The 12,151-nt window shown below is 44.9% G+C and carries 15 protein-coding genes; 6 read left to right on the top strand and 9 right to left on the bottom strand.

Annotated features, from left to right (window positions below):
- Positions 1-239: 239 nt before the first annotated feature.
- The 8 genes from QUA54_RS10965 to QUA54_RS10930 form a co-directional block, all read right to left on the bottom strand.
- Positions 240-641: a fasciclin domain-containing protein gene (locus QUA54_RS10965; protein WP_333414650.1), complete on the bottom strand. Its 402-nt coding sequence runs from the start codon at positions 639-641 to the stop codon at positions 240-242.
- Between the two features lie 347 nt (positions 642-988).
- The gene (locus QUA54_RS10960) at positions 989-1,378 is read right to left on the bottom strand and encodes a hypothetical protein (RefSeq protein WP_333414649.1); all 390 of its coding nucleotides are present in this window, start codon (positions 1,376-1,378) and stop codon (positions 989-991) included.
- Between the two features lies 1 nt (position 1,379).
- The gene (locus QUA54_RS10955; protein WP_333414648.1) at positions 1,380-1,742 is read right to left on the bottom strand and encodes a hypothetical protein; all 363 of its coding nucleotides are present in this window, start codon (positions 1,740-1,742) and stop codon (positions 1,380-1,382) included.
- 128 nt (positions 1,743-1,870) lie between these two features.
- Entirely contained in the window at positions 1,871-2,260 is a 390-nt protein-coding gene (locus QUA54_RS10950; RefSeq protein WP_333414647.1) for a hypothetical protein, read from the bottom strand.
- Entirely contained in the window at positions 2,253-2,654 is a 402-nt protein-coding gene (locus tag QUA54_RS10945) for a hypothetical protein (RefSeq protein WP_333414646.1), read from the bottom strand. Before QUA54_RS10945 ends, QUA54_RS10950 begins: the two co-directional genes overlap by 8 nt.
- Before the next feature lie 215 nt (positions 2,655-2,869).
- On the bottom strand, positions 2,870-3,310 hold the full coding sequence (locus QUA54_RS10940) for an Hsp20/alpha crystallin family protein (protein WP_333414645.1): 441 nt from the start codon (positions 3,308-3,310) through the stop codon (positions 2,870-2,872).
- Positions 3,311-3,370: 60 nt separating this feature from the next.
- A complete protein-coding gene (locus QUA54_RS10935) occupies positions 3,371-3,631 on the bottom strand; it encodes a hypothetical protein (protein WP_333414644.1) in 261 nt (86 codons plus the stop codon).
- 82 nt (positions 3,632-3,713) lie between these two features.
- Complete coding sequence (locus QUA54_RS10930) at positions 3,714-4,001, bottom strand: hypothetical protein (protein WP_333414643.1); 288 nt, start codon at positions 3,999-4,001, stop codon at positions 3,714-3,716.
- A gap of 186 nt (positions 4,002-4,187) precedes the next feature.
- Between QUA54_RS10930 and QUA54_RS10925 the strand changes: the two genes are divergently transcribed.
- The 4 genes from QUA54_RS10925 to plsY all read left to right on the top strand — a co-directional run bounded on the left by QUA54_RS10925 (position 4,188) and on the right by plsY (position 7,623).
- Positions 4,188-4,982, top strand: a complete 795-nt coding sequence (locus QUA54_RS10925) for an MlaE family lipid ABC transporter permease subunit (RefSeq protein ID WP_333414642.1) — start codon at positions 4,188-4,190, stop codon at positions 4,980-4,982.
- A 63-nt stretch (positions 4,983-5,045) separates the two neighbouring features.
- A complete protein-coding gene (locus tag QUA54_RS10920) occupies positions 5,046-5,438 on the top strand; it encodes a DUF3119 family protein (protein WP_333414640.1) in 393 nt (130 codons plus the stop codon).
- Between the two features lie 59 nt (positions 5,439-5,497).
- Positions 5,498-6,829, top strand: a complete 1,332-nt coding sequence (locus QUA54_RS10915; RefSeq protein ID WP_333414638.1) for a DUF3086 domain-containing protein — start codon at positions 5,498-5,500, stop codon at positions 6,827-6,829.
- 113 nt (positions 6,830-6,942) lie between these two features.
- Positions 6,943-7,623 carry a glycerol-3-phosphate 1-O-acyltransferase PlsY gene (gene plsY, locus QUA54_RS10910; protein ID WP_333414636.1) on the top strand — a complete coding sequence of 227 codons (681 nt, stop codon included), beginning with the start codon at positions 6,943-6,945 and terminating at the stop codon, positions 7,621-7,623.
- 97 nt (positions 7,624-7,720) lie between these two features.
- Here plsY and QUA54_RS10905 read toward each other — a convergent pair whose 3' ends face one another.
- Positions 7,721-8,518 carry a calcium-binding protein gene (locus QUA54_RS10905; RefSeq protein ID WP_333414634.1) on the bottom strand — a complete coding sequence of 266 codons (798 nt, stop codon included), beginning with the start codon at positions 8,516-8,518 and terminating at the stop codon, positions 7,721-7,723.
- Between the two features lie 126 nt (positions 8,519-8,644).
- Between QUA54_RS10905 and QUA54_RS10900 the strand changes: the two genes are divergently transcribed.
- Positions 8,645-11,137, top strand: coding sequence for a bifunctional serine/threonine-protein kinase/ABC transporter substrate-binding protein (locus QUA54_RS10900; protein ID WP_333414632.1), 2,493 nt, complete (start codon positions 8,645-8,647; stop codon positions 11,135-11,137).
- A gap of 168 nt (positions 11,138-11,305) precedes the next feature.
- Positions 11,306-11,923 (top strand): serine/threonine-protein kinase, encoded by a 618-nt coding sequence (locus QUA54_RS10895; RefSeq protein WP_333414631.1) that lies wholly within the window; start codon positions 11,306-11,308, stop codon positions 11,921-11,923.
- The last annotated feature ends 228 nt before the right edge of the window (positions 11,924-12,151 follow it).

Here is a 12,151-nt window from a genome sequence, read left to right as displayed (position 1 = left end):
TTATTTATATTGATATTACCTTCAACCGCTAAAAAACAAGGGCGCGATCGGGAGCAAAGAGACACTGCTCTATGCAAGCTTTCGCTCCCATTGCCCGACTTAACCTTACACCCAAAGACAGATGCAAGCTCCAGACTTTTGTGGTAAAATTTATAAAATTTTAGACCAAAGTTCAAAGCCTCAAATTCATCTTTAGAGTCAATCGAAAATTGAAAATCGAAAATCGATGGACGGTGAAACTACCCCATTAAAATCACGTTATCGATCACATGGATGACGCCGTTATCAGCTTCGATATCCGCAGCGACAACAGTAGCATTTTTCACCTCAAAACCGTCAGAACAATCAATTTTAATCGGCGAACCTTCCAAGGAAGTAACAAAACCGAGTTTTGCCAAATCAGCTTTCATAAACTTGCCAGAGACAACGTGAAACATCAAAATCCTGGTCAATTGGGGAACGTTCTGCACTAGGGTTGTGATAGTTCCCGGCGGCAATTTCGCAAAAGCATCGTCATTGGGTGCAAAGACAGTAAAAGGGCCCGGACTTTTGAGGGTGTCTACTAAATTAGCTACTTGCACGGCTGTTACGAGGGTTTGGAACGAACCCGCACCTACGGCAATATCAACAATATCAGGCATTGTGTTTTACCTCATCTGGGAAAAAAGTTCTATTAAGTATCGTAAACTGAGGCGGGCAACAATACCTACTGTCTTTTTTGAAAAATTGGTAATTCTTTTGTAGTGAAGACTTCAATCCTCAGATTTTTGATGAGGACTTCAGTCCTCACTACAAACCTAATAATATAGGACTTACATATGGGGGCCCAGAAACCGCGTTTTTTACGAAAAGACGCGTTAAAACCCGCAGATTAGGTAAAAAACCCAGTTTCGAGGAGTCGGAGTGCGTCCTGGACTGTAATAGTTATTTTACACGACATAATATTACTAACGGCTCGGCAATTTAACCGCGCGGGGGTTTTCAATTTCTACAATACTGCTGGCGATTGTGATACCAAAACCTCTGTTTCTAAATCTGCTACTTCAGCATTTAGGTTTTCTCCCTTGTGAATGCTAAAACTGCCGTACAAAATTGAAATTTCAAAAATATCCGTATGAATCAAAGCCGCTTTCCGGTGCGCGTTTTCACCCAAATGAATGCCAATCAAATCAGCTAATGGTTCTTTTACTTCCTCTTCATCATGCACCTCCCACATAATTTCTCGGCAGTCTTGAAAAACTAAAGAGTAAGGCAATCGATCGCCTGTAGGATCGTAGATACATTCCAGTAATACTTCATTCCCCCACAAAGATACATTGACATTTTTTACGAGGGATGTAAGTCCACCTAAATTAAGCAAGTTGTAGTCATCAGGCATATTAATTACTCACTTTTTCTCCAGTAATGTGCGTATCAGGAATCTGATTGCCAAATTCATCGCGTGTTTGGAGTACGCTACCATCTTTGTCAAGACGCAAACCCCAGTTTATTCTTCTACCATCTGAGCCATATCGCGGTGCTGGCAGGCGAACAACTTCACTATTAGTGCGGATTATGACTTTTGACCGATCAGAAAATTTGTATTCCACATAATTTCCTGAAGAACTTTTTACCTTAGCACCCAGTCCGCGCAAGAAATCATCGACTTCTTGGCGAGTCATCCCGGTTAAGTCTCCAAACTCAGATGCAATTCCATTTCCTCCAACTCCCTGACTCGGCACGCAAGTCTCCTCACCAAGCATTGCTGATTAGAGTTTAGCACATTACCTTGTGCAAGTAGCTACGCAATACGCTTGTGATACCAAAACCTCTGTTTATCAACTCATTCCCACTTCTTTAATCTCATATCTAAAAGCTCAAATCGAAATTACTACAAGACTGCTTGCGCTTGTGATACCAAAACCTCTGTTTCTAAATCTTCAGAATTTAATTTTTCTCCCTTGTGAATCCTAAAACTGCCGTACAAAATTGAAATTTCAAAAATGTCTGTAGTAATCACCGCAGGCTTGCGGTGTTCGGGATCGCCCAAAGAAATTCCGAAAAATTCAGCTTCCAGTTCGCCAACTTCGTCTTCATCGTGGACAGTCCAACTGATATTGCGACAGTCTTTGAATGCCAGGATATAAGGCAATCTTTCTTCTGGATTGTAGACGCATTCAATTAATACTTCGTTTCCCCATAAAGATACGTTGACTTTTGTGATTAAAGATGTAAAACCACCCAATCCAAGCAAGTTATAGTCATCCTTCCAATCACTCATTTAATTTTTCTCCCGTATTGTGAGTACCTGGAATTAAATTATCAAATTCGTCTCTCGTCCGCAATAAACGACCATCTCTATCGACACGCAAACCTTTGTTGATATTTCTTCCATCTGATCCATATTTCGGTGCAGGCGTTCTAATCACTTCACCGTTAGGACGGATCATTACTGTTGACTTATCAAAAAATTTATATGCAACATAACCATCTCTAGTAGTTCTGATTTCTGCACCCAATCCGCGCAAAAAATCATCGACTTCTTGGCGAGTCATCCCGGTTAAGTCTCCAAACTCAGATGCAATTCCATTTCCTCCGACTCCCTGACTCGGCACGCAAGTCTCCTCACCAACCATCGCATCTTCGAGTTTAGCACGGTTGAAGAAGCGGAACAAGGAAGTTCGGCAACGGATTCGCTTTCAGAGGATGTAACGGATGGATGGAAGAAGCAAGAAGGAAAAAGGAAGAATCATTCCTCAAACTCGCAATGGCTAATTACCAATGCCCAATGCTTTTCGGCCCAATTAGCAATTACCAATTTGCAATTCCCAAAACAAATAGGGCGCGCACCGCACGCCCTATCTATCCGCAATTAGCTAACAATTATTTTTTAGCCGAGTTGCACTTTAACCACGCGGTTCTTTTCCGCTTCCGCTTTGGGCAAATTCAGGTTTAAAACCCCATTTTTGTACTCAGCTTGTACGCTGTCATTTTGAACCCGCGCGGGTAGGGGAATCACCCGGCGGAACGAACCGTAGCGGAACTCAGAGCGAGTCATGCCTTTATCTTCACTCTTAGTTTCGTGACGGCGTTCACCGCTGATAGCAACAGCTTCTGCGGTTACTTGTACGTCCAAATCCTTAGCTTCCATGCCCGGAATTTCTAACTTAAGGTGGATCGCTTCGGGAGTTTCATCGAGTTCGGCGGGGGGTACAAAAGCAACACCGTTAGATGCGCGATCGGTTGCCGGTGTCAAGCTATCAAACAACCGATTCATTTCTCGCTGCAAGGAGTCCATTTCCCGCAAAGGTTCCCAACGAATAAGTGCCATAACTAATACCTCGACTATCTGAAGTTTTTAAGGTTGAGAAACACTTGACTCAACCTGTATTTAATATATTCCAGCTTCCAAAACTGGGGGATTCGGTTTTCCGAAAAAAGGGCGATCGCTTTTCCGAACATTTGCGATCGGTAATGTTGAGTCAGTCGATTTGAGGTTGAAGATTTGAGATTTGAGATTTGAGATTGACTCCACAGATGAATCTGGAAGTTTGAACCTTAGTCTAAAATTTTTGGCTTGCCACCACTCCTGTCTGCTAGCAAGTATCCGTTTTTCGGCGAAGTCATTGCAGGTGGCGCTATTCGATCGCACCGCAACGCAACAATTTGAGATTTTAGATTGAATTTAGAATTCCCAACCTAAAATCTCAAATCCCACATATAACGAAACAAAATTAACTCCACCGCGAATGCTGATAAGAAGCGTAGGTATCAAACAAAACACCCACCAAACTAAAAGTTAAGCCGATTACGAAAAAACCCTGGAGGGGACAGCCGCTGCCGAAAGTCGTTAAAAACTGCAAAATCAGGTCTTCTCCAGAACGACCAACTCCTTGGAGAGCAGGCACGAGGCCGAGCAGCGCAAAGCTAGTCAATCCCCCGCCGATTAACAATAAGGGGGCGACAAAGCTCAACAGGCTGGTCAGCAGTACAGAGCGAAGAAAATTGGGGAAAATGCTCATAAGAGTCAGTAAATTCAGCTAAACTGCCGAAAGGTGCAAGTAAACAAAACTTGTCCTTTTCTACGATAGGCAGCGATCGCCGTCAGTGGCCCGTTCTGTCAGAAATCTTAAATGTTATAGAAAAAACTTGTTTAAGATTTGTAGATAGATTTCATTTTTGGCAGTTGTTCTACACTCGAAATTCCCTTGAGCACCACTACATCTTCGAGCCTCAGTTTGTGGAGTCAGCGGTTGCTGGCAGCAATTTTATTGGGCGGCCAAGTCATGCTGCACTTGCTGAAGGGCAAAATTCACCGCCGCAACACCCTCGATCAAATGGCAGCAGTCGGCCCGGAATCTCTGCTGATTGCTTTGCTGACAGCGGGTTTTGTCGGCATGGTATTTACTATTCAGGTAGCGAGGGAGTTTATTAACCTCGGGGCCGGCAATGTCGTCGGCGGCGTTTTGGCTTTGTCTTTGACTCGCGAGCTCGGCCCCGTCTTAACAGCCGTGATCGTGACGGGACGGGTAGGTTCGGCTTTTGCGGCGGAAATCGGCACGATGCAGGTAACAGAGCAGATAGATGCCCTGCTGATGCTCAGAACAGACCCGATCGACTATTTAGTAATTCCCCGCGTCCTTGCTTGCTGCTTGATGCTGCCAATTTTAACCATCATGTGTCTCGTCACCGGCATCCTCGGCGGACTGCTGATTGCTACGGCGATGTACGGCATTTCTCAAAGCGTGTTTTTAGAATCAGTCCGCAATTTCCTGAGTCTGTGGGATATTTGCAGCGCGGCAATTAAGGCTTTTGTATTCGGTGGTTTGATTGCTGTAATCGGCACTAGCTGGGGTTTGACTACCACCGGCGGGGCAAAAGGCGTCGGTCAATCGACTACTACGGCGGTGGTGACGGCTTTACTGGCTATTTTTATTGTGAACTTTTTCATGACTTGGCTGATGTTTCAGGGGACGGGATCTAGCGTACTCAAAGGCTTGTAAGCTAGGAAACAGATAAAATATGAATAATTGGCAACATTCGTTTACTACCCTTGATTTAAACCCGTGACTACAACTGCCTCTTCAACTGCGCCGACAAGTACGATCGAACTCGCTCCGAGTTATGTGCTTCCCCTAGTTTTGGTACTGGCGGGTGTACCGCTGCTGTTCGTACAGAAGTGGGCGAGTTTGTCGGTTTCGCTGTTCGGCTTGTTTCTGATGTACCAAGCCGCCACCATCCGGCTGCAATTTACCCCAACCGATTTGGACATTTATCGATCGTCCAATTTAATCCGCCGCTTTCCTTACCGCGAATGGCAAAATTGGCGGATATTTTGGCCCGCGGTGCCGATTTTGTTCTATTTCAAAGAAATTAACAGCATTCACTTTCTGCCGGTTCTATTCGATCGTAAAATGCTACAGACCTGCTTAGAACAGCGCTGTCCCCGTCAAGACTAAAAAAGTTGTTAATTTTAAATTTTTAACTTTTCCGTGCCCCACGCCGAACAAAATTTCCCATGAATTCAGACGAATCTCCAACCCAAGAACCGCAAGCACAACCAGCCCCGCCAACCGGTGAAGGCGAAGTCGATTTACCCGTGAATGAGAGGGAGTACCAACTTCTATCTCAAACACGGGATTTGTGGATCGACGAAAATGAGCTGCCAGCCCAACTCCCGCCAGAAACAGACCCGCCGCTGGGCGGGGAAGATTCCGAAATCGCCCAATTCGTGGACGAAGCAGGCGCCCAGGCCCAAATCCCGCTCAACACCGACGATGGCGAATCAGAAAGTCCGATCGCTCAAATCGACCCTCCAACCGACTCCCAGCCAACAGCAACCGCAGAAACGGTAACTCCCATCCCAGAAAATGTTACCGAACAGTTGGCAGAGAGAGTCAAACAATTGCAGCAGCAAGAACAAAATTTGACTGAAAGAATTGCCGCCTTGGAAGCCGACAAAGCCAATGCTATAGAAGCGTTGGGCGAGGCTCAAGCATCGATCGGGCGTTTGGTACAAGACGGCTTGATTCAACTAGATCAGCGCAAACAAGCGCTGCAAATCGAAGTAGAAAAACTCGAACGGCGGCGCGATCGAATTCAAAAGGAAATGCGCACAACTTTTGCCGGCGTTTCCCAAGATTTAGCAATTCGAGTCCAGGGTTTCAAAGACTATCTAGTAGGCAGTTTGCAGGATTTGGCCGCTACCGCCGAACTCTTAGATTTGACCCCGCCGGTGCAAGAAACGCCCAAGCAAATTCCTGCTGAGGAGTCTCAATCCTCAGCACCGATAAATCCCAGATTTTCTGAACAGGGATTTCAAGAACAAGCCAAACAAATTCGGCGCACCCTCGATCAATACCGCACTCTCCCGGACTACTACGGCCCGCCTTGGCAACTCCGCCGCACTTTTGAACCCATCCACGCGGAACGAGTTTCTAACTGGTTTTTCACCCAAGGAGGAAGGGGCGCTTTGCGGACTATGGGTTCGCGCTTGCAAAATATCTTGATTACTTCGACAATTATTTCTGTACTCAGAAGCGTCTACGGCGGACGGGTGCGGACTTTGGTGCTCGCCAACAGTCCCGAACGTTTGGGAGAGTGGCGCCGGGGTTTGCAGGACTGTTTGGGCATTACTCGCAGCGATTTTGGCCCGGAAAGGGGGATTATTATGTTTGAGTCTGCGGAAGCTTTGGCTCAAAAAGCCGATCGACTGGTGAAAGATGGCAAATTGCCGCTAATTGTCATTGATGAAACTGAGGATTTAATTAGTTTGTCAATGCTGCAGTTTCCGCTGTGGTTGGCCTTTGCTTCTGACCCGCAAACTTTGACAACTGCTAAGGATTTTTGATTGGGTAATTGGTAATTGGTAATTGGTAATCGGTAATTGCTAATTGCTAATTGCTAATTATGCTAGTAGAAAGGTGGCAAATTTTAAAAGTACACAAAATATCAAATTCAAAAATGGCTAGCTGGATAATTTTAAATGGCGCACTGTTAATAGCAGCTTATCTGCTGGGATCGATTCCGACTGGGTACGCCTTGGGGAAATGGATGCTGGGTATTGATATTCGAGAGGTTGGTTCGGGTTCGACGGGTGCGACTAACGTACTGAGGACTTTGGGAAAGTGGCCGGGGTTGGGGGTGTTGCTGGTTGACGTGTTGAAGGGGGTAAGTGCGATCGTCCTAATCCGCTACATTTATTCTCTCACTTTAACCCAGCAGCTAGCAACCGCCGCAGGTTTAGAAAATATTGCAACTGTCATCCCTTGGATGGCAACTTTGGCTGGTTTCTCTGCTATTTTGGGCCACAGCAAATCAATCTGGCTGGGGTTTACCGGCGGTAAATCTGTGGCGACGAGTTTGGGAGTTTTGCTCGGTTTGTACTGGCCTGTTGGTTTGGGAACTTTCGGAATTTTTGGAATCGTATTTGCGGTATCGCGAATTGTCTCTTTGAGTTCGATTATCGGGGCAATTAGCGTTGCTGGATTGATGTTTGCTTTAGATCAGCCGCTGGCTTATGTATTGTTTGGAATTGCGGGTGGCGTGTTTGTAATTGTGCGGCATCGGAGCAATATTCAGCGTCTGCTGAACGGTACTGAACCGAGGATAGGAGAGAAATTGGAAACAGCAGCTAGCGATTGAGCGGTAGAATTGTTGTACCGCTGGTTGCAGATTACTATTTCTCTGTCCAATCTTCGATTTAAGCTTTTGTAGGAGGCGTTGCAGCGCATTATACAGCTTAGAATCCCTGAACCGAGATAATGCTGTTGAGAATGCTGTTTTGCAGTTGAGCAGGCGTTACAGCCTCCACAAAACCGATGAATTCTCCTGAATTCCTGAGTTTGATCGCAGTCCCTGAAGTCGCCATCGATGTGGGTTTTAATTGATCGGGCGTGACAAAAGAACCCGCTGCTTGCGGAACTTCAAACTGTACTGTAATGAGTACATTTGGCAAATTTTCCAACACTATATCATTCACAGTCAAACCGTCTGCTAATCCAATTGTATCGAAAGCAGGTCGGAAATTTACAATGATATCGGCATTATTGACATCTGTAACTCCGGGTTCTGCTTGGAGGACGTACAAGTTGCTGCCCCCGATTTTGAGGTAATTATTATCATCAAAACCTGCTAAAAAGTCTCGACCCAAACCTCCCACTAGAGTGTCATTTCCGCTACCGCTAACTAAAAAATCATTGCCTTTACCGCCCACTAAAACATCATTTCCACTGTCACCCAGAATAAAATCTCCATCTTGACCGCCGTTGATAGAGTCATTTCCGTCCCCTCCCAATATTGCGTCTTTCCCTTTTCCCCCGGATAAAGAATCGTTGCCAAAAATCCCTCTGATAATATCTTCCCCCTCATTGCCAAAGATCAAATCGTTGGTTATTGCGCCATCGATTGTATCGTCACCTCCGAGGAGCAAAACTCCCCCAGAGGAAATTCCTCCACTTCCGATCCGTAAATCTACATATTCGGATGTATTGTCGCCAAAGAAGCGCGACGATCCTGATGGGTCTCTTTGTAAAGCCATAAAATATCTTCTCCGTAAAATCTCAGATGCCAAGATTATTAAATAAGCCACTTTCAAAGTCAATTCATATATTCATAACTTTGAGTTCATAAAAGTCATAACTTTGAGTTCATAAAAGTCATAATTGTGGTACGATCGACACCAACGAGTGCAGCCAGTCGGGGAATCGGAGAATCTATGTGCCTGAAGCCAGGGGATATTCTGCGAGATCGCTACCAAATTATCGGTCAATTAGGGCAGGGAGGTTTTGCCAGAACCTATACGGCAAACGACGCTTTAGGCAGCCCCGGAAATCCCCTGTGCGTCGTCAAGGAAATTGGGCCTCCTCAATCGAACCATCCCAATGTTTTGCACAGGGCACAGGTGCAATTTGAAACAGAAGCTAAATCCCTGATATCTCTGGAACAGTGCTCGCGCATTCCCAGGTTAATCGAACACTTTCAAGAACAGGGAAGATTTTACTTAATTCAAGAATACATCGACGGAAATCCGCTGAACAAAGAGATCGGTTCAAGCACGCAGTTTAGGGAATCAGAAGTTATTGATTTATTGCAAGACATTTTAGAAGTTTTAGATTTCGTCCACAAAAAACATATTATTCACCGCGATATTAAACCGTCAAACTTAATCCGGTGCAACTGCTCCGGCAAAATAGCCGTGATTGACTTTGGGGCAGTCAAAGGTATTAGCAATTTGGCGGTTCAGGGCGGTCAAATAACTCAAACTCGCGTCATCGGTACAGACGGTTATATGCCGGCCGAACAGTGGAAAAATCAGCCCAGATTTAACAGCGATATCTATGCTGTGGGAATCATCGGTATTCAAGCGATCGCGGGGTTAGATATTGAAGACTTTTTGCATCATAAAAAAACTGGGGAACTCGTCTGGCACTACTCAACCCCCGATCGCCCGATGAGAGAAATTAACAGCAAACTGGAAGAAATTTTAAACAAGATGGTACGCTACCACTTTAACGATCGCTATCAATCCGCTGCTGAAGTTTTGCAGGATTTGAGTTCGCTAATGGCATCTTCCTCAGCGCAGTCGAGATTGCGGCAGCCACAACGCAGAGGCAGCAGGAAATTGAGAGTTATTCTGCCAATTAAGACTGCCACAGTTCCAGGGGAATATTCGATCGCCAGTGACAGCAGCACACCTTTGGCCTCAAACCCTCGTTTAGTCCTCCCAGATGGTTTAAGTGCCGGAGAAAAAATTCTCCTTACAAGTTCTCGCCCTCGGTTAAAGCAAAGAGGAGTAGAAAAATTTGCAGCTTCAAATTCAGAGCAAGCTTTTAATTTATTCAAAGAATCGTGGCAGAAAGAATACGGCAAAGATCCAGAAACTTTAGTTTACGCGAACAATGCTTTTCTGGAGGTCAGCAACGCTCATTATTACACAATTGCTGTAGCTCTTCCCAGTTGTCGGAGAAATCCGGAGAGTTTTGCTCAGCTTGGCGATCAAGCTAAAGAATTTCTGCGCGGAGTGGCTCAGGCGCAAACTGAAGTTAATTTGGGACTGTCCAATCAGAGCGAACGGGACTTTCCAGGTCTTGGTTTTTTACCAAGTAAAGCCATTAACGGCAAAGGACTTAAAGTAATTATTGCTGACGATGCCAACGATGAAGAGGAGGCAAAACAAAGAGCAATTTCACTGGTAAATCAACCGGATATTTTAGCAGTTGTCGGTCACGCTAGCAGCGACATGACGATGCACACAGTAGATATTTACAATCAAAATAATCTGGTTTTGATGTCTCCGGGTGCCGCCACGGAAGAACTGACCTATGAACCTAGAAAATTTTTCTTTCGGACTCAATATACGAGCAGTTTAATTGCCCAAGATTTAGCCGATTATCTCCTCGAAAAAAATCAAAAACAAATAGCAATTTTATACAATCAGGCAAGTGCATTCAGCGCATCTTTTAAGGAAGAGTTCATCAAGTATTTTAGAGACATCAAAAGGGGGAAAATAGTCAGAATTCGCGATTTCGATTTATCAAAAAAAGACTTCAACGCCCACAGAGCAATAAAGGAAATCGAGGCCAACGGAGAAACTGCGATCGTGTTAGTTCCAGACCCTCATGTTACGGGAGCCTTAAACAGCGCATTTGAGATAATAAAACTTAACGCCGATTCCATGCCCGATAGCTTCGCTTCACGCAATTGGATTGCCGGGGCATGGATGCTGATGTGTCCGCAAATGTTGGAATTTGCATCCCAGCAACAGCAAAATTTGTTGGAAAAACTAATCTTTTCTGTTGGCTGGCATCCCTTAAACAGTCCCAACCAAGCATTTCCTCAACAGGCTCGATCTCTGTGGGGAGAAGAGGGAAATACTCGTACAGCTTCAGCTTACGATGCAGCGCGCGCACTCATAAAAGCAATGGAAATGCAGCTCAAACCCAGTCGCGAAGGAATGCAAAAAACTATTTCTGCTCCCGATTTTAGCGCTTACGGAGCAACAGGAACCATTCAGTTTAACTCGCCGAACAATGGCGATCGCAAAAATCCTCCCAGGGATTTAGTACATATTGTAGAATGTCCAAAAGAGCAGTTCGGTCTCGCTTTTGTTCCCGTCAAGTATTCGACAGCGGCAGCGGCAGGTTTAAAGTGCGATTGAACTCCTTTCTGATTGATTCAATTTTCTGGCGTTACCCGCCCTCCCTCGCGGTACATGAACCGCCAGAGGGCGGCGTTACATACTCGTGAGTAAACTATATAAACCCGTTCCCACCCGATGGTAAAATCAACGTCAACGAGTGCAGCCAGTCGGGGAATCGGAGAATTTATGTGCCTAAAGCCAGGGGATATTCTGCGCGATCGCTACCAAATAATCGGTAAATTAGGTGAGGGAGGGTTTGCCAAAACCTATACGGCTAACGACGCTTTGGGCAGCCCCGAAAATCCCCTGTGCGTCGTCAAGGAAATTCCGCCTCCTGAATCTAACGATGAGCGCCTGTTGGAGGAAGCACAGCACCAATTTGAAAGAGAAGCTCAAACCCTGAAGTATCTCGATAACTGTCCGTGCATTCCCAAGTTAATCGATCGCTTTCAAGAACAGGGAAAATTTTACTTAATTCAAGAATACATCGACGGAAATCCGCTGAACAAAGAAATCGTTTCAGGCAGGCAGTTTCAGGAGTCAGCAGTTATTGATTTATTGCTGGACATTTTGTCAGTTTTAGAGTGCGTACACTCTCAAGGTATTATTCACCGAGATATTAAACCGTCAAACTTAATCCGGCGCAAGCTTGACGGCAAAATTGTGTTAATTGACTTTGGGGCAGTAAAAGCGATCGGCACTTTGGCGATCGAGAACGGTCAAATAACTCAAACTCGCGCGGTTGGTACAGACGGTTATATGCAGGGGGAACGCATCTTATTGAACACTGTTCATCAGTGGTGAGTAAATTTTGAGATAAATTCACCATTTTTAGAAGCTACAGACACGCTTTATAATGACTTTTTAGATAAAATAGGAACTGATTAATGGTGGTTTTGACTTAATGCTATTTTTGAGACAATAAAAATATTACAACCACTGTTTACAAGTTGTATAATAGTTACTAATGAGTTATTCGTGAGAATTTAGTTAACTGCAACAGCCAAAATCTTAGTCAAATATTCATCATCC

It is taken from the genome of Microcoleus sp. MOSTC5 (assembly GCF_036701825.1).
In the GTDB taxonomy this organism is placed as follows: Bacteria; Cyanobacteriota; Cyanobacteriia; order Cyanobacteriales; family Microcoleaceae; genus Microcoleus; species Microcoleus asticus.
The sequence above is the reverse complement of the archived record's forward strand: the minus strand, read 5'-3'. Positions and strand labels throughout refer to the sequence as shown.

Bases quoted from the DNA above. Each gene is read 5' to 3' on its own strand.
- QUA54_RS10965 (WP_333414650.1), bottom strand. From the start codon at position 641: ATGCCTGATATTGTTGATATTGCCGTAGGTGCGGGTTCGTTCCAAACC.
- QUA54_RS10960 (WP_333414649.1), bottom strand. From the start codon at position 1,378: ATGCCTGATGACTACAACTTGCTTAATTTAGGTGGACTTACATCCCTC.
- QUA54_RS10955 (WP_333414648.1), bottom strand. From the start codon at position 1,742: ATGCTTGGTGAGGAGACTTGCGTGCCGAGTCAGGGAGTTGGAGGAAAT.
- QUA54_RS10950 (WP_333414647.1), bottom strand. From the start codon at position 2,260: ATGAGTGATTGGAAGGATGACTATAACTTGCTTGGATTGGGTGGTTTT.
- QUA54_RS10940 (WP_333414645.1), bottom strand. From the start codon at position 3,310: ATGGCACTTATTCGTTGGGAACCTTTGCGGGAAATGGACTCCTTGCAG.
- QUA54_RS10930 (WP_333414643.1), bottom strand. From the start codon at position 4,001: ATGAGCATTTTCCCCAATTTTCTTCGCTCTGTACTGCTGACCAGCCTG.
- QUA54_RS10915 (WP_333414638.1), top strand. From the start codon at position 5,498: ATGAATTCAGACGAATCTCCAACCCAAGAACCGCAAGCACAACCAGCC.
- plsY (WP_333414636.1), top strand. From the start codon at position 6,943: ATGGCTAGCTGGATAATTTTAAATGGCGCACTGTTAATAGCAGCTTAT.
- QUA54_RS10905 (WP_333414634.1), bottom strand. From the start codon at position 8,518: ATGGCTTTACAAAGAGACCCATCAGGATCGTCGCGCTTCTTTGGCGAC.
- QUA54_RS10895 (WP_333414631.1), top strand. From the start codon at position 11,306: ATGTGCCTAAAGCCAGGGGATATTCTGCGCGATCGCTACCAAATAATC.